The organism is Mucilaginibacter sp. cycad4 (genome assembly GCF_034263275.1).
Lineage (GTDB): Bacteria > Bacteroidota > Bacteroidia > Sphingobacteriales > Sphingobacteriaceae > Mucilaginibacter.
Window position 1 is genome coordinate 2,718,757 of record NZ_CP139559.1, and the last position, 16,306, is coordinate 2,735,062.

Genomic DNA, 16,306 nt, shown 5'->3' on the forward strand with positions numbered 1-16,306 from the left:
TCACTACGTCATTAGTCAGCGTTCAATGACTTAGTGACCTAATGACGGATTTATTCATTTTTTAAGCTCTTAACAGGATTACTCAAAGCTGCCTTAATAGCCTGCCAGCTTACCGTAAGCAGGCAAACTACCATACTGATCCCAATAGTGGCAATAAATACCCAGGCGCTTATATCTGTACGGTAGGTATAATGCTGCAGCCATTTGCTCATGTTGTACCAGCTCAGGGCCGAACCGATAACAAAGGAAATAACCACAAGTACTAAAAACTCTTTCGACAGGTTGAACCATAAACTACTGATGCTTGCGCCTAATACTTTACGGATACTGATCTCCTTTTTACGCTGCTCGGCCGAGAACGAAGCTAAACCAAACAAGCCGAGGCAGGATATGATAATGGCCAACACCGTAAACGAACTCGACAATGTACCCAGCAGCTTTTCATTCTCAAATTTGCCGCTAAAGTTTTCGTCAACAAACTTGTATTCAAATGGATATTCAGGGTTATATTTTTTATAAATGTTGCCAATTGTAGCAAGGCTCTTTGATATCGGAGCTTTCGGGTTTAAACGAATACCAAGCTGACCTGCCCAACCTTTATCAAAACCAATAATGGCGGGCTTCACAGGTTCATATGGCGATCCCCAAACAAAATCTTTAACAATACCAACCACGGTACAATTGCGCCCCTGCCATTTCACTATCTGCCCAAGCGGATCTTTTAAGCGCATTAGTTTAACAGCCGATTCGTTCATAATGAGCGACAATGTGTCGGCCATGCGGCCTGGTATATAATCACGCCCTTTTATTAATTCAAGCTTATAGGTTGAAATAAAATGAAATGAAGTAACAATTTGGTCGATAGGTATTTTATCCTCGCCAGGTAGTTGTCCGGGCCAGTTGATGCCCCAACTGCTGCTGCCATTACTGGCTATACTGCCTGATGTTTCTGCAGCATCAACAGCGGCCCCCGCGTTAATTATATCCGTTCTGAAGTTTTCATACTCTTTATATAAATTGCCATCTAATGAGATCTCGATAAGTCCATTTTGTGAATAACCTACCGGGCGGTCTTTAATGTAGTTAATCTGTTTATAAATCAGGATACTTGAAAGTATAAGACATGTAGCAAATACAAATTGTACAATAACCAATATCTGTCTTGAGTGCAGCGTTTTTCTACCCGTTTTGTTGGCGCCCTTTAAAACTTTTACCGGTTTAAACGACGACAAGAACAAAGCCGGGTAACTACCTGCCAATAAACCTGTTACAAGGGTAACTAATATTGCAGCCCCCCATGCCCATGCATTGCTATAAGGAATTAGTAGTTGCTTATGTATGATTTCGTTGAAATAGCCAAGCGTTGATGCCATTATTACCAGTGCAACAATAAGCGAAATTATAGCGGTGAGGATTGACTCGCCTAAAAACTGCTGGACAATGGCTATTCTCCGCGCCCCTACAACTTTGCGGATCCCAACCTCCCGGGAGCGGCGCTCAGACCGTGCGGTAGAAAGGTTCATAAAGTTGATACAGGCAATAAGCAAAATACCTATTGCAAGGAACAGGAATAAACGCACGTATTCGATTGCGCCACCTGTATTCACTCCATTTTTAAACTCGCTGTGCAGGTGCCATTTAACAAATGGAAACAAGAACAACTGATTTTCTTTATTATGATCGTCATAGCGGCCAATTAATTTTTTGATTTCCAGATTAAGCTTATCAACATTGGCACCCGGCTTAAGCATAACATAAGTTTTGAACGAATAATTACCCCAGCCCGATGTTTTCACCCAGCCATTATCAGCTTCATAAAGTTTCCATGAAATGAGCGCGTTAAACCTGAACGTAGAATTTCGGGGCAGATCTTTGTAAACAGCACTCACTTTTACCAGCCGCGAACCATTTAACTTAACGGTTTTACCTATAGGATCGACATCGCCGAAAACAGCCTTTACTGCCGATTCGGACATGATAACTGACGACATATCCCTGAAAGCGTCTTTTTTGCTGCCCTTTACAAAATCAAGCGTAAACATGTTCAGAAATGACTCATCGGCCGCAATGGTATTAACTTTTAACGGTTTATTGTTGTAATTAAACAGTTGATCGTATGACCAGTTTGCACGGGCAGCATACTCAACCTCCGGGTAATCTTTTTGCAGCGCGGCAGCAACCTGCACGGGTGTGGCGTCCCCCGTGTTTATCTCACCATTTGAAGGCTGGTTGCGCATTACCTTATATAGCCTGTCTTTATTTTCATGAAACCCATCATAAGTAAATTCATTATAAACATATAACAGCAACATAAAGCTCACCGCCATGCCTACACCCAAACCTCCAATGTTGATGGCCGAATAAAGTTTGTTATTAATCAAACTCCGCCAAGCTATTTTTAAATAGTTCTTAAACATATGTTTTATTTCATTAAGTCATTTGGTCATTAAGTCATTGCCTGTTGCTTGCGCAATTAGCCATTCAAAATGACTTAATGGAGCGCAACCAATGACTAATGATAATTATTCAGATCGTAAACTCTTCACCGGGTTAGTTAAAGCCGCTTTAATGGCCTGGAAACTTACTGTTGTAAAGGCTATAACCAGCGCCAATACACCGGCAAATACGAAGATCCACCAGCTGATGCTTATACGATAAGCAAAATCCTGAAGCCAGCTGTGCATAGTTAACCAGGCTACCGGAAATGCTATTAATGATGAGATAAGCACTAATATCAAAAACTCCTGGGATAACATATTGACAATACCCGATACCGATGCGCCCAGCACTTTGCGGATGCCGATTTCGCGGGTGCGTTGGATGGTGCTGTATGATGCCAAACCAAGCAACCCAAGACACGAGATAAATATAGCCAGCACCGCAAAGTTGAGGAACAGGTTGCCAAAAGTTACTTCGGATGCATATTGTTTATTAAATGTTTCGTCAACAAATACGTAATTAAAAGGCCTTTCGGGTGCCAAAGCTTTCCATCTGCTTTGAATAGCCGAAATAGTTGCAGGTATATTCTTAGCTCCTATTTTCAAGGTAAAAGCACCTGTACCACGGGTATTGATACGCATGTTCAACGGCTTAACTGTTTCCTGCAGTGATTGAAAGTGAAAATCTTTTAATACCCCGATGATCTTACCTGTACGCCCCCATTGCGAGTAGTTCCTGCCTACGGCATCGGCAGGGTTGCGATAACCGAGGCTTTTGGCAGTGGCTTCGTTTATAACTATAGCCTTGGTGGTATCAGTACCAAAGGCTTTTGAAAACACGCGACCAGCAGCCAGTTTCATCTCAAATTGCGGAATGAAATCGTAATCAATATCGTACATATTCATATTCATTTGCTGCATGGCGCCAGCCTGGTTCTGAATTTCGGAATAGGCCACACTGTTGCCGAAACCTGGGATAGCGCCAGAGGCCGTAGCGCCTAAAACGTTCGGGATTTTCTTCAACTCGTTTTTAATAATATCCTGCCTGCTTTGGATAGCCGAATCCCCACTGAAATCAATGGTGAGCATCTGGTTTTTCCGGAACCCCAGCGATTGGTTACGCATAAAGCTCAACTGGTTATAAACTACTATAGTGCCGATGATAAGCACTATGGATATGGTAAATTGTGTAACCACCAAACCCTTGCGCAATAAAATCCCTTTGGTTGATTTACTAAATCTCCCTTTTAATATGGTAACAGGTTTAAAGTTTGACAACACCAGGGCTGGATACAAACCGGCACATAAACCAATAAAGCAGGCTATCAAAAACAGCTGGAACAAATAACCATTATGGAATATGCTATCGCTGATCACTTTACCCGCCAATTGATTAAACAACGACAACAGCAAAAAGCTGAACAGGGCCGAAAATAGGAAGGAGATTAAACATATAATAACCGATTCACTCAGAAACTGGATGGTAAGCTGCTGCTTCATGGCCCCGATCACCTTGCGGATACCTACTTCTTTAGCTCTTTCGGTAGCCCGGGCGGTAGTAAGGTTTATGAAATTAATACAGGCTATCAATAATATAAATACAGCTATAATAGAAAAGATGCGCACATTGTACAGGTTGCCCGATTCGGGTGCGCCACGTTTTGATACCATGTAAACATCCTTCAGTGGCTCCAAAAAGAAGGCATAATCCATTCCCTGCTTTTTATCAGCTTCGGTATAATGCCTGTTTACAAATGCCTTCATACGCGACTGCAATTTATTGGCATCATACCCCTTTGGCAATAAGATATAGGTAAAATTGCCAAAGTTGCCCCATTGGGTTAACCTGTCTTTACTTTGTTTAGCTATAGTGGCAATAGATACCAGCATCTCAAATTTAAAATGCGAATTTGATGGTACATCTTTTACCACAGCCACCACCGAAGCCGGGTTCTTTCCGTCAAGGATCAATGACTGCCCTATGGGGTTTTCGGCACCAAAATATTTTTTTGCCGCTTTTTCTGTGAGTACAATTGTGTTCGGAAGAGAAAAAGCTTTATCTACGTCACCCTTAAGCACCGGGAAAGTAAACATTTTAAATAACGACGGTTCGGCAAATAGCGCGTTATTCTCCTGGATTTTTAAATCACCACGCTGAACCAGGAACCCGGCACCAAAAATTCGGGTATTGGCTTTAATCTCCGGATAATCCTGCTGCAAAGCCGGACCGATGGGCGCTATTGATGAACTCCAGTTTAAGGTTTCGGTAGGTGTTTTAATATCAGATACTACACGATAGATCTGGCCGGACTTTTCATTAAAATTGTCATAGCTCAGCTCAAACTTTACGTACATAAAGATCAGGAAGGCAGCCGTCATCCCAACAGCCAGCCCAATAATGTTAATGAGCGAGAAACCCTTATGCCGCCAAAGGTTCCTGAATGCAATTTTAATATAGTTTTTTATCATGGTTTATTTCATTAAATCATTTTACTTCGTGTCATTAGGTCATTGGTGGCCTGTATACTTTTACATCATTAAGTCATGAATACGCTTTGCAATTAATGGCTTTGATGCAAAGCAAAATGGCTCAATGAAATTCGTCATTCGTCCCTCAAACTCTTAACCGGGTTTATAGTGGCCGCTTTAATAGCCTGGTACGATATCGTTACAGCTGCTATAATAAATGAGGATGCAATGGCAACTATAAATATTCCCGGGCCGATGTTAATATGGTATGCAAAATTTTGCAGCCAATTGTGCATTAGGTAATAACCAAGGGGAGCCGCTACTACAAAAGCTATAGCTATCAGGTAAATAAATTCCTTAGTGAAGAGCGCCACAATGCTTGACACCGGTGCGCCTAATACTTTACGAATGCCAACCTCTTTTGTACGTTGGGATGCAGCGAAGGCAATTAAACCGTACAAGCCTAAACAACCTATAAATATGGCGATATAGGAGAAAAGCTGAAACGCCACATATACCTTTTGCTCCTGCCTGTAAAAATTGGCTATATGCTCATCAACAAACTGAAACTGAAAAACATTATCGGGATAAAGAGCAGACCACTGCTTGTTGATATAACTAATAGTCTGGCTCATGTTGGCAGGCTGTATTTTTATGCTCGCCATAAAAAACCTGTCCGGATTATATTCCAGTACGCATGAGCGGCGCTTTTTATGTTTTGATTCGCTCTGAAAATCTTTTACAACACCAACAATGGTTGATTTTTGATCGCCATTTAATGTTACATGCTTGTTTAAAGCTAACTGGGGATTTTGAATACCCAATTTCTGCATCATCGTTTCATTAATGACTACTTTATGAACAGTGTCCTTTTCATTCTTTTTCCAGATCTTTTGTCCGGCCAGCATTTGCAGCCTGAACATATCGGTAAATTTTTCGTCTATCGCTTTGAATTCGGTAACATCATCTTTCGTAAGCCCCAGTTCGGCCGATGAAAAGCTGGTAAAGTTGCTGTTAAAACCCGGGGCACCTGATGAAAAGCTGATTTCTTTAACACCCGGATAGGCGGCCAGCCGCTGGCTCAATACCTCCCGCTTTTTCATATCCGGCAAGCCTACCGATACCACGGCATCCTTATCAAAACCCAGGTCTTGGTTTTTAAAAAAATCCATTTGCCGGGCAACGATCAGCGTGCCTATAATCATAATCTGCGAAATGGCAAACTGTCCTATTACCAACCCTTTACGCAATGTCAGTTTTCCGCTGCCGCCCGAGCTTTTATTTTTAAAGCTGTCAACCGGTTGAAATGCCGATTGTACAAATGATGGGTATAAACCGGCAAGCAGGATCACTACTAAAGTGATTGCACCTATCCAACCCATTACCGTTGGTTGCAGCAATTGTGAAGCATCAATATTAATGGACATCCATGCACCTGCTTCAGACAGGAACAACGCGCACAAGCCAACGCCCAATACTACCGAAAATAAAACCAGCACTGTGGTTTCGCCCAAAAACTGTTTTATCAATTGCTGGCGGCTTGCACCAAGCACCTTACGCATACCAACCTCTTTTGCACGCTTGATGGCCTGGGCAGTTGCAAGGTTAATAAAATTGATGCAGGCGGTAATGATAATAAGCAAAGCCACGCCAATTAACGCATAATAGGTATCCTTTGAAGTTGGTGTAATAATGTTATTGATGTAACGCTGATCAAAGTGGATGTCCTTTAAAGGTTGAAATGGTAAAACGGCGGCCTTTGCAATATCAGCGCCCCAGTTCTTTTTAATAAAAGCCGGCATCTTGCTATTCAATTGATGGACAGAATAGCCTTTGGGCAAAACGATGTAAGCATAACTGCCACCCATAATAGCCCAAAAGTTGCCCATTGCCCCTTTTAAATTTTTTTCGATACTGGTTAATGAGATCAGGAATGAAAAGGGCAAACTTGTATTTGCAGGCAGATCTTTAATAATACCCGTTACTTTTACATCGAGTTGATTTTCAAAATTAATCAGCTTCCCCATAGCATCTGCCTTTCCAAAATATTTTTTGGCAATACTTTCGGTGAGCACCACACTATTAGGCTCTTTAAGAGCTGTATTAGGATCGCCGGCGAGCCATTGATAATCAAAAACTTTGTCAATCTGGTTATCGCCAAAGGCAACGTTGTGTTCACTATAGCGGTTCTCTCCTATCTTGATCATAGCATCCCCCTGGTAAAAAACCTGCGTAGTTTGCTCCAGTTCAGGGAAATCGATGCGCATGGCAGGAATAACAGCCATGGATACATTGGAGTTAAAATCAAGTGCGTGCAGGGTCACGCGATAAGTGCGATCAGCCTTACTGTTATAACTGTCATAACCAAGCTCATTTCTGACAACCAGGAAAATTACCAGGCAGGCTGCCACACCCAGTGTAAGTCCGAAAATGTTCAGGAAGGCGTAACCCAGGTTACGACGGATATTCCTGAAAGCGATAACTACATAACTCTTTAACATGAACCCCTCCTTTTATTAATCACTATGTCATTGGGTCATTATATCATTGCCTGTTTGTTACGCTGTGTTAGGCCATTATTAAAAATAATTTAATGGCGTAAAGCAAATGACTCAATGACCTTGTTATTCAGAACGCAAACTCTTCACCGGGTTAGCCAGCGCGGCTTTCACTGCCTGGAAACTGATGGTAACAAAAGCTATAATAACAGCTGCGCCAATGGCAAGGCCAACAATGTTTAAAGCACTGTAAAACTTTCTGTTAACTAAGTTTCGCCATGCGGTTTTCAGGTAGTTTTTAAACATAGGAATAGCTGTTAAATAACAAAAACTCTCTAACACACCCTTCTCTACAAATGCAGAGAAGGGCAGCAGAGGCAATTATTAACTTATCTATAAACTGATTTCGGGGGCGTTGGTCTAAGTCCAGAGTCTTGAGTTTTAAGTCAAAAGTCCTTTTTACCATGAACTATGAACCATCGACTATTAACTCAACAAACTACACCATGATATTTTCCATAACGGTTTGTCCGTCAAGCAGGCGTATAATGCGGTGACTGTAACGTGCATCATGTTCAGAGTGCGTAACCATGATAATGGTAGTTCCCTGTTCGTTCAAATCGGTAAGCAGTTCCATCACATCGTTACCGTTACTGCTGTCCAGGTTACCGGTAGGCTCATCCGCAAGGATCAGTTTTGGTTTGTTAACAACTGCACGGGCAATAGCCACACGCTGTTGCTGACCACCTGATAACTGCTGCGGGTAGTGGTTGCGACGGTGCATGATCTGCATTTTGTCTAATACCTCTTCTACCCTTTTAACACGCTCTGAAGCAGCTACACCGGTGTAAATCAGTGGCAGCTCAACGTTTTCAAATACGGTAAGCTCATCAATAAGGTTAAAGCTTTGAAACACGAAACCGATGTTGTGTTTACGCAGATCGGCGCGTTTACGCTCATTAAAATGAGCTACTTCAACTTCATTAAAAACATAGCTGCCGGCATCCGGGTCATCAAGCATACCTAAAATATTAAGCAAGGTTGATTTACCACAGCCCGACGGACCCATAATGGCCACAAACTCGCCTGTAGCCACTTCCATCGACAGCTTGTTTAACGCGATGGTCTCTACCTCTTCAGTACGGTAGAATTTCTCGAGATTAGAAATTTTTATCATTGGTGCCTCCGTTATTCATCCCGCCTTTTATGGCGATATGATTTGATTTTTTGTTTATTTTAATTTATTAATTAGTTCGGTTTATATTATAATGACGCTTAAACAGTGCCCGGCGTTGCAACCGGGTTACGTTATTTTTTTAATACAAGCTCCTGGATATCACCATAGGTTTCATAACTTGAGGTAATAACCTTATCGCCCGGGTTTAATCCTTCTGTTACCACGAAATAATCAGGGCTCTGGCGTCCAAGCTGGATGTTTACCTTATAAGCTTTTGAACCGTCTTCACTTACCTTAAAGATCCAGTTACCGCCTGTTTGCTGGAAGAAACCACCTTTAGGTACTAACACAGCCTGCATCTGATCGCTCAACGCCAGCCTCACCTGCAGCGTTTGTCCTTTACGGATGCCTGTAGGTACCTTACCAACAAATTGCATATCAACCTGGAAACTACCTGTTGTTTTAACCTGGGTATATACCTTTTTGATAACCAGGTTATATGTTTGATCGGCAAACTGAAAATCGCCCTTCAGGCCGGTGTAAATGCGTGATAAGTAATGCTCATCGATATCAACCCTAACCTTGAAGCCCGATTGTACGTCTATCTGCCCTAAGTGTTCGCCTTTATTTTTGTTCTGCCCCACTTCGGCATCCATTGAAGTTAACTGACCATCAGTAGGGGCCCTTAATACTAAGCCCGCTACTTTTTTGCGCATCAGCTCAAGCGTGGTTTTCATGTGTGCATACTGCTCCTGTGATTGTGAAGCCTGCTGTTTAACAAGCGAGGTATCCTGAGATAAGATCTGTTTGGCTAATTTGTAACGGTTTACCTGGTAATCATAAGTATTTTTTGCAGATTGATATTCCTGTAAGCCGATAGCTTTTTGGTCATAAAGATGTTTATCCAGCTTGTAAATCCTTTCGGCTTCTTTATAAGCATTCTCCACATCGGCCATAGTATTTAGTTTGCTGATGGTGTTTTGCTGAGCGTTATTACGAGAGATCTGCATTTGGGTTTGCTCGGCATACACAGCTGTTTCCTGGTTAGCCAGGGTAAGTTCCAGATCGGTGTTGGACATTCTCAGGATCGGGTCGCCTTTTTTAAGAGTGGCTCCGTCCTCAACAAATTTTTCCTCAACAACACCACCTTCTGAGGCATCAAGATATATGGTAGTCAGGGGCATAACCACGCCGTTAACCGGTATAAACTCCTGGAAAGGGCCTTTAGTAATAGTACTTATAGTTAAGCGTTCAGTATCAACATCAAGCTTGCTTTTACCCGATGTAAGATAAATACTGCCGCCTATTAGTAAAATAATGCCTGTAATACCTGCAATGGTAAGTATCTTCTTGCTGTTCCAGGTCTTTTTCTCAATTTTTCTGTCCACTGTATTTTTATAATATTTTGAAATGTTATAACAAAAAGATATGCCACAAATTAAAATACTGTTTTTCAATCATTTAAACACAAAATATAGTATTAAAGCGTACGCTTCTGTTACATCAGGTGTACGGTATTGATACACTGTATTTTTACGCTTTAACAGCATGTTGCAGGCAAATGCAGGTTAGCACTTCATTGTGAACCTTTTATATAATTTCAGGTATAAAAAGCAGGCATTTAGCATAAAAATTGTAACAGATGGTATCATTAACGAGTCTTTGATTTATTGTTTCATAGCTGATTGTTCATAGCATATAGTTCATAGTTCATGGCAAGGATGCTAAAAGTAGTTTCGATAAAAGGATTACAATTTACTTTAAATTTATAACTTTTGTTAAATTGACATCCTTAATAAAAGATGCTATTAATATTTTGAACTTAAATAATCATGTGCCATCATTTTGAGGGCCATGAACATTCATCTATGAACTATTAACCAAAAATAAATGATACTTAAAAAAGCTACTGTTTTAATTGTTGATGACGATCCGGATGTACTTACCGCGGTTAAACTTTTGCTAAAAACAGAAGCCCGGGAAATCATCACCGAAAAGAACCCCGAAAATCTGAACTGGCTGCTGCAACGCAACGAGGTTGATCTGATCTTGCTTGATATGAACTTCAACAGCGCTATTAACACGGGCAACGAGGGGCTTTACTGGCTGCGCAAGGTAAAAGAATGGAAACCTGATGTTTGTGTGATTATGATAACCGCTTACGGCGATATCGACCTTGCTGTGCGTTCGCTTAAAGAGGGCGCTCAGGACTTCGTGGTAAAACCATGGCACAACGAAAAGCTGATAAACACGATAAAAGACCTTTTGGATAAAAAAGAAGGTGGAACAAAAACAACCAAAACCCCGGTTAAGAGCACAGCTGGTGATACCTCTATCCTTGGCGAATCGGACGTGATGCAGGATATTTTTTACAAGGTGAACAAGATAGCCCCCACCGATGCCAATATCCTGATCCTTGGAGAAAACGGTACCGGTAAAGACCTTATGGCAAAGGCTATCCACGAACGTTCGCTCCGTGCTGATAAACCTTTTATTAAAGTAGATGTAGGCGCCTTAACAGATACCCTGTTTGAAAGCGAGCTCTTCGGCCATAAGAAAGGGGCCTTTACCGATGCCCGTGAAGACCGTATGGGCCGCTTTGAAGAAGCACAGGGCGGTACTTTATTTTTGGATGAGATAGGCAATATCAGTCTGCAGCAACAGGCTAAGCTGCTTACCATTTTACAAAACCGCCAGGTAACCCGATTGGGCACCAATAAACCTGTTGATGTGGATATCAGGCTCATCTGCGCTACAAATGTGCCATTGAGTGAACTGGCGAACGAAAACAAGTTTCGTAAGGATTTGATCTACCGTATTAATACTGTCGAGATCAATATGCCGCCGCTGCGCCGCCGTAATGAAGATATCGTGATATTGGCCCGCCACTTTGCAAAATTGTACGCAAGTAAATATCTTAAGCCATCAATGGATTTTGATGCGGCGGCAATCAACAAGCTTAAATCCTACAACTTCCCCGGCAATGTGCGCGAATTGCAATATACTATTGAGCGTGCCGTGATCATGGCCGACGATAGTACGTTGAGGCCTGACGACCTGATCTTTTCAATATTGGAAACATCTACAGAAAGCGTGGTTGACGCAGATAATATACCGTTAAGCGCCCTGGAGAAAAATGCCATACTGAGGGTTATTGAAAAACACAACGGCAACATTACGCGCGCAGCCAAAGAGCTTGGCCTTACCCGCACCGCCTTATACCGAAGATTAAGCAAATATGATATTTAACCGTTACGAATGGCGGCTCCTGCTGCGTGTATTCTTGTTACTAATTGTACTTACTGTTACGGCCTTTGTTATCGTAAACCTTGGCCAGCTTTTGTATCTCGTGATCCTGCTGCCGCTTGTTGCTTATTCGGTGGTGGATATGATCCGTTTTCAGAAAAAAGCACAGGATGAAGTAAACCAGTTTGTAGAATCAATCCATTACCGTGATTTTTCCCGCCATTTTGATGTACGCAAGGCCCCTAATGAGCTTAAGCCCCTGCGTAAAGGTTTTAACGATATCAATACTACATTTAAACTGATAAGCCGCGAACGTGAAACCCAATACCATTACCTGCAAAAAATCCTTGAACTGGTTGATACAGGTATTTTATCCTACGAGGAAGAAACCGGCGAAACCGGATGGATCAATGAGGCTTTTAAAACCATTATAGGCATCCCTTATCTTAAAACTGTACACTCGCTCGAAAAGCGTGAGCCATCATTATATGCTGAACTTATCAAGCTCAAACCCGGCGACAGCAAGATCATCACGGTTACCCGCAACCAGCAGCAAGTTAAGATCCTGGTGAACGCCAGCCTGATGCGCAGCGATGATAAATTATACAAGTTAATAGCCTTTCAAAACGTGAATGAGGCTTTGGATGAAACGGAATCGAAAGCATGGTCGAAACTGCTTAATGTAATGACACATGAGATCATGAATTCTGTAGCCCCTATCTCCTCGCTGGCCGATACGCTCAAAAACCGCCTGCAAAGCCCTGATATTGCCGAAAGTCTGCCCCATAGCGATCTGGAGGATATTGAGCTCGGCATCGATACCATCAAGCGCCGCAGCGAGGGACTGCTTAAGTTTACCGAAAGCTATCGCAGCCTCAATAAGATCACCAAACTTGATCTGAACAAGATCATGGTACGCAATATCTTTGAAAACCTCAACAGCTTAATGACGCCTACCCTGGAGAAAAAGAAGATTGAGCTGGAGATCATCCTGCGAGATCCGGCACTTGCCATTGAAGCTGATATTAACCTCATCGAACAGGTGATGATCAATTTGCTGGTTAACGCTATTGAAGCCGTAAAAGAACGTGAAGCCCCACGCATAACCCTTACAGCTGAAGTTCAGGGCGGCAAAACTTTTGTAAAAGTAATTGATAATGGCTTAGGCATGCCTCCCGAACTGCTCGACAAGATTTTTATCCCATTCTTCAGTACCCGCAAAACCGGCAGTGGCATCGGGCTGAGCCTTTGTAAACAGATCATGCTGCTGCACAAAGGCAATATCCAGGTACAATCAACTGAAGGCAAGGGATCAGCGTTTATATTATCTTTTGTATAGACCGCCCCCCGGCGCCCTGAAGGGGGAGTTTTGATTAGCATCCTTTATATGACATTCGGAAAACTTACGAAGTTTCCAAAACTTCGTAAGTTTGGTTCAGCAGCATCTATTTCATGGATTACAAAGGCAAGATTCTCGCCATTTCCGGTAGTTTAAGATCAGGCTCATCTAATCACCATATTTTGAGGTTTTTAGGCGGCCTGGTTCCGACTGATATAAGCTATTTTATGTACGACAGGCTGGCTGACATCCCACCGTTTGATCCGGGACTTGACCATGAGCGCCCGCCGGAAGCTGTTTCAGAGCTGCGAAGTTTTATGAAAAATGCATCAGGCATTGTCATTTGCACCCCAGAGTATGCATTCGGGGTTCCTGGTCAGCTTAAGAACATGTTGGATTGGATGGTTTCGAGCAGTTCGCTGGTTGATAAACCGATGGCCTTGATCACTGCTTCATCGGTTGGGAGTCACGCGCATGCGGCTTTGCAGTTAACCCTTGGGGCACTTTCGGCAAAAATGATCGATAATGCAACTTTGCTTATTCCTTTCATCAGGAGTAAAATTGATGCTGAAGGGAATATTACAGACCTCGAAACTGACAGGGCTTTGCGGGATGTAATGAAGGTGTTTTTGGAAGCGTTATCGTCATAAAAAACACAGAACGTCATGCTGAATTTATTTCAGCACCCCATAGCACAGGTAGACGGCCCGATTAGTAGGCGGCTTAGCAAATGAGGTGCTGAAATAAATTCAACATGACTAATAATTTTTATCACTCTACCCCCAATTCCCTCATCAACCTGCCCACCGTCTCTTTCAATTCAGCAATTTCCTGTTCTGCTTTAACCAAACGAATCTCCAGTGCCGATGTCGACGAACGGCTGGTAGGTTCATCAGCAAAATCATCGTCATTAATTTCAGGTGTTCCGCCTAATAAATGCGCGTACCGAACTTCCTTTTGGCCCGGGCGTTTTGGCAACTGTACTATATATGGCGTTTCTCCCCCGGCTAATTTATCCAGGATCTCCTGCACCTCTTCTATGGAATCAAACTCGTACATGCGGCCGCTGTTGGTATTCAGCTCACCGGGTGTTTGAGGGCCACGAAGGATCAGCAGGCAAATCAGCGCTACCTCCGACGGTATCACCGGGAATACTATAGCAAAATTGTGTTTGTATTTAACATTACGGATAGAACCACCGGTAGCGGTGGATGTCAACCCGCGTCTTTTCAACGAGTTAAGGGCGTTGATAACGGTATCATCATCATAATTAACAACCGGCTTGCGCGATGTTTTTTGGTTACATGCCGCCACCAGTCCGTTAAGGGTCATAGGATAATAATCGGGCGTTGTTTTGGCTTTTTCCATTAAAGTACCAAGTACACGTAGTTCTTCGGCGTCAAGTACGGGTAAAGTTTGCGGTGAATCCATGGGGCTAAATATAAGCAGGTTTTTATAGCGTCAAAAAAAATTGCTAATTTTCTGAATGCTAAAATCATTAGGATTTAAATAATAACACCAAAATAGTTTACTTTGCATTTCAATGTCTTTATTCATTACATCATTAAATTCGGGAAGTAATGGCAATTGCTATTACGTGGGGAACGATCAGGAGGCTATATTGGTTGATGTAGGCATTTCATGCCGCGAAACTGAAAAACGCATGGCCAGGCTGGGCTTATCCATGCAAAAGGTAAAAGCCATTTTTGTATCGCATGAACATTCTGATCATATTCGTGGTATACCGGTATTAGCCAAAAAATACCAGTTGCCGGTGTATATTACCCCCGGTACATTGATGCACCTTAGTGGTGTTGATCATTTTAAAGTTCATCACCTTAGCGCATTTCAAACAGTTATTATAGGCGGCCTCGAAGTAACATCCTTTCCCAAAATACATGATGCATCCGAACCGCATAGTTTTATGGTAAGCTGCCGCGATGTTAAGGTAGGCGTGTTTACCGACCTGGGAATAGTGTGCGACCAACTGATCCGCTACTTTAGCCAGTGCCACGCTGCTTTTTTGGAAGCCAATTATGATGATGACATGCTGGATAAAGGCGGTTATCCTTATTACTTAAAACAACGCATTCGCGGCGGTAAAGGGCATTTATCAAATAAACAGGCGCTGGGTTTATTCATGACGCACCGACCGCCGCACATGACACATCTATTGCTCTCACATCTTTCTAAAAACAACAACGATCCGAAACTGGTAGAAGACCTCTTTACCAACTGCGCAGATGGCATCAATATTATCGTTGCTTCAAGGCACCAGGAAACACCGGTTTATTATATCAGCAGCACAGTTATTCAGACTGAGCCTTTAGGACAGCTGGGGCTTGGATTTTAATCAGGCGATATCATTATCGGCCAGGTTCTGCGAAAACATGGTGCTTAACATTTTATAAAGCTCCGGATGTTTGTGCTTTAGTTCGGCAGGCTTTTGGAAAAAGTATTCGGAAACAACAGCTAAAAACTCAGCTTCGTTAGTGATAGCATAGGGGTTAATATCTGAACGCCCGGCTTCAATTTTATGAATTTCCTGGTGGATCATTTTAAGCCATGGCAATACATATTCGTGAACAAGCAGATTTTCGGGCACACCATCGGTAGCACCATCTGATTTATCAAGCAGGTGTACAAACTCATGAATGGCCGTATTCTCTTTTCCTGCCGATTTACTGAAACCTTTTGTTAAAGCAGCTCTCGAAAGGATCATCTGTCCGTTCATGTAACCTGAACCTACCATTCCTAAAATGCTCCGGTTTTCGCCCTCAAACTGAAACTCATTATCAAAGGTATCGGGGTAAAGGATCACGTTGGTAAGGTTTCGGTATTTCCAGTCGCTGAAGCCAAATATCGGGATTACAGCGCTTGCGGCAATCATGATCCTATCCTCATCGTTCACAGTTGTGCCAACGCCCTCGATAGTTATGTTAGCTAAAAATGCGACAACCTTTTGTTCAAAAAGAAGTTTTTGAGTAATGTTGAGATGCCGGTAATAAGGAATATGCTGCTCTAAAAGCGATTTATAATTCAATACGGCAGCAGGCGTTTCATTTACCACTTTCTTTTTATTGAGGAAAAAGAATACCGCAAGTGCAATTACGATCAAAACCAGGATAGGAACCATTTT

12 protein-coding genes are annotated in these 16,306 nt (G+C 42.4%); 4 read left to right on the top strand and 8 right to left on the bottom strand.

Annotation, left to right across the window (positions count from 1 at the left end; all coding sequences use genetic code 11):
* Nucleotides 1–50: 50 nt before the first annotated feature.
* From SNE26_RS10835 to SNE26_RS10860, 6 genes are all read right to left on the bottom strand, one after another.
* Complete coding sequence (locus tag SNE26_RS10835; protein WP_321559374.1) at nucleotides 51–2,417, bottom strand: FtsX-like permease family protein; 2,367 nt, start codon at nucleotides 2,415–2,417, stop codon at nucleotides 51–53.
* A gap of 105 nt (nucleotides 2,418–2,522) precedes the next feature.
* Nucleotides 2,523–4,907, bottom strand: a complete 2,385-nt coding sequence (locus SNE26_RS10840; protein ID WP_321559375.1) for an ABC transporter permease — start codon at nucleotides 4,905–4,907, stop codon at nucleotides 2,523–2,525.
* Nucleotides 4,908–5,041: 134 nt separating this feature from the next.
* Nucleotides 5,042–7,408, bottom strand: coding sequence for an ABC transporter permease (locus SNE26_RS10845; RefSeq protein WP_321559376.1), 2,367 nt, complete (start codon nucleotides 7,406–7,408; stop codon nucleotides 5,042–5,044).
* Between the two features lie 123 nt (nucleotides 7,409–7,531).
* Complete coding sequence (locus SNE26_RS10850; RefSeq protein ID WP_321559377.1) at nucleotides 7,532–7,711, bottom strand: hypothetical protein; 180 nt, start codon at nucleotides 7,709–7,711, stop codon at nucleotides 7,532–7,534.
* 193 nt (nucleotides 7,712–7,904) lie between these two features.
* Entirely contained in the window at nucleotides 7,905–8,582 is a 678-nt protein-coding gene (locus SNE26_RS10855) for an ABC transporter ATP-binding protein (protein ID WP_321559378.1), read from the bottom strand.
* A gap of 131 nt (nucleotides 8,583–8,713) precedes the next feature.
* Nucleotides 8,714–9,970, bottom strand: coding sequence for an efflux RND transporter periplasmic adaptor subunit (locus SNE26_RS10860; protein WP_321559379.1), 1,257 nt, complete (start codon nucleotides 9,968–9,970; stop codon nucleotides 8,714–8,716).
* 502 nt (nucleotides 9,971–10,472) lie between these two features.
* On the opposite strand from SNE26_RS10860, the gene SNE26_RS10865 reads away from it, so the two are divergent.
* The 3 genes from SNE26_RS10865 (at nucleotide 10,473) to SNE26_RS10875 (ending at nucleotide 13,817) form a co-directional block, all read left to right on the top strand.
* On the top strand, nucleotides 10,473–11,831 hold the full coding sequence (locus SNE26_RS10865) for a sigma-54 dependent transcriptional regulator (protein ID WP_321559380.1): 1,359 nt from the start codon (nucleotides 10,473–10,475) through the stop codon (nucleotides 11,829–11,831).
* Entirely contained in the window at nucleotides 11,821–13,167 is a 1,347-nt protein-coding gene (locus tag SNE26_RS10870; protein WP_321559381.1) for a HAMP domain-containing sensor histidine kinase, read from the top strand. Before SNE26_RS10865 ends, SNE26_RS10870 begins: the two co-directional genes overlap by 11 nt.
* Nucleotides 13,168–13,280: 113 nt before the next feature.
* Entirely contained in the window at nucleotides 13,281–13,817 is a 537-nt protein-coding gene (locus SNE26_RS10875; protein WP_321559382.1) for an NADPH-dependent FMN reductase, read from the top strand.
* Between the two features lie 121 nt (nucleotides 13,818–13,938).
* Here the strand turns inward: SNE26_RS10875 and SNE26_RS10880 are convergent, their stop codons facing one another.
* The gene (locus SNE26_RS10880) at nucleotides 13,939–14,598 is read right to left on the bottom strand and encodes a YceH family protein (protein ID WP_321559383.1); all 660 of its coding nucleotides are present in this window, start codon (nucleotides 14,596–14,598) and stop codon (nucleotides 13,939–13,941) included.
* A 112-nt stretch (nucleotides 14,599–14,710) separates the two neighbouring features.
* Between SNE26_RS10880 and SNE26_RS10885 the strand changes: the two genes are divergently transcribed.
* Nucleotides 14,711–15,520 carry an MBL fold metallo-hydrolase gene (locus SNE26_RS10885; RefSeq protein ID WP_321559384.1) on the top strand — a complete coding sequence of 270 codons (810 nt, stop codon included), beginning with the start codon at nucleotides 14,711–14,713 and terminating at the stop codon, nucleotides 15,518–15,520.
* Here SNE26_RS10885 and SNE26_RS10890 read toward each other — a convergent pair whose 3' ends face one another.
* On the bottom strand, nucleotides 15,521–16,303 hold the full coding sequence (locus tag SNE26_RS10890) for a M90 family metallopeptidase (RefSeq protein WP_321559385.1): 783 nt from the start codon (nucleotides 16,301–16,303) through the stop codon (nucleotides 15,521–15,523). It abuts the gene before it with no gap.
* Nucleotides 16,304–16,306: the final 3 nt, after the last annotated feature.

Bases quoted from the DNA above. Each gene is read 5' to 3' on its own strand.
- SNE26_RS10855 (WP_321559378.1), bottom strand. From the start codon at position 8,582: ATGATAAAAATTTCTAATCTCGAGAAATTCTACCGTACTGAAGAGGTA.
- SNE26_RS10890 (WP_321559385.1), bottom strand. From the start codon at position 16,303: ATGGTTCCTATCCTGGTTTTGATCGTAATTGCACTTGCGGTATTCTTT.
- SNE26_RS10840 (WP_321559375.1), bottom strand. From the start codon at position 4,907: ATGATAAAAAACTATATTAAAATTGCATTCAGGAACCTTTGGCGGCAT.
- SNE26_RS10870 (WP_321559381.1), top strand. From the start codon at position 11,821: ATGATATTTAACCGTTACGAATGGCGGCTCCTGCTGCGTGTATTCTTG.
- SNE26_RS10850 (WP_321559377.1), bottom strand. From the start codon at position 7,711: ATGTTTAAAAACTACCTGAAAACCGCATGGCGAAACTTAGTTAACAGA.
- SNE26_RS10880 (WP_321559383.1), bottom strand. From the start codon at position 14,598: ATGGATTCACCGCAAACTTTACCCGTACTTGACGCCGAAGAACTACGT.
- SNE26_RS10835 (WP_321559374.1), bottom strand. From the start codon at position 2,417: ATGTTTAAGAACTATTTAAAAATAGCTTGGCGGAGTTTGATTAATAAC.
- SNE26_RS10845 (WP_321559376.1), bottom strand. From the start codon at position 7,408: ATGTTAAAGAGTTATGTAGTTATCGCTTTCAGGAATATCCGTCGTAAC.
- SNE26_RS10875 (WP_321559382.1), top strand. From the start codon at position 13,281: ATGGATTACAAAGGCAAGATTCTCGCCATTTCCGGTAGTTTAAGATCA.
- SNE26_RS10865 (WP_321559380.1), top strand. From the start codon at position 10,473: ATGATACTTAAAAAAGCTACTGTTTTAATTGTTGATGACGATCCGGAT.
- SNE26_RS10885 (WP_321559384.1), top strand. From the start codon at position 14,711: ATGTCTTTATTCATTACATCATTAAATTCGGGAAGTAATGGCAATTGC.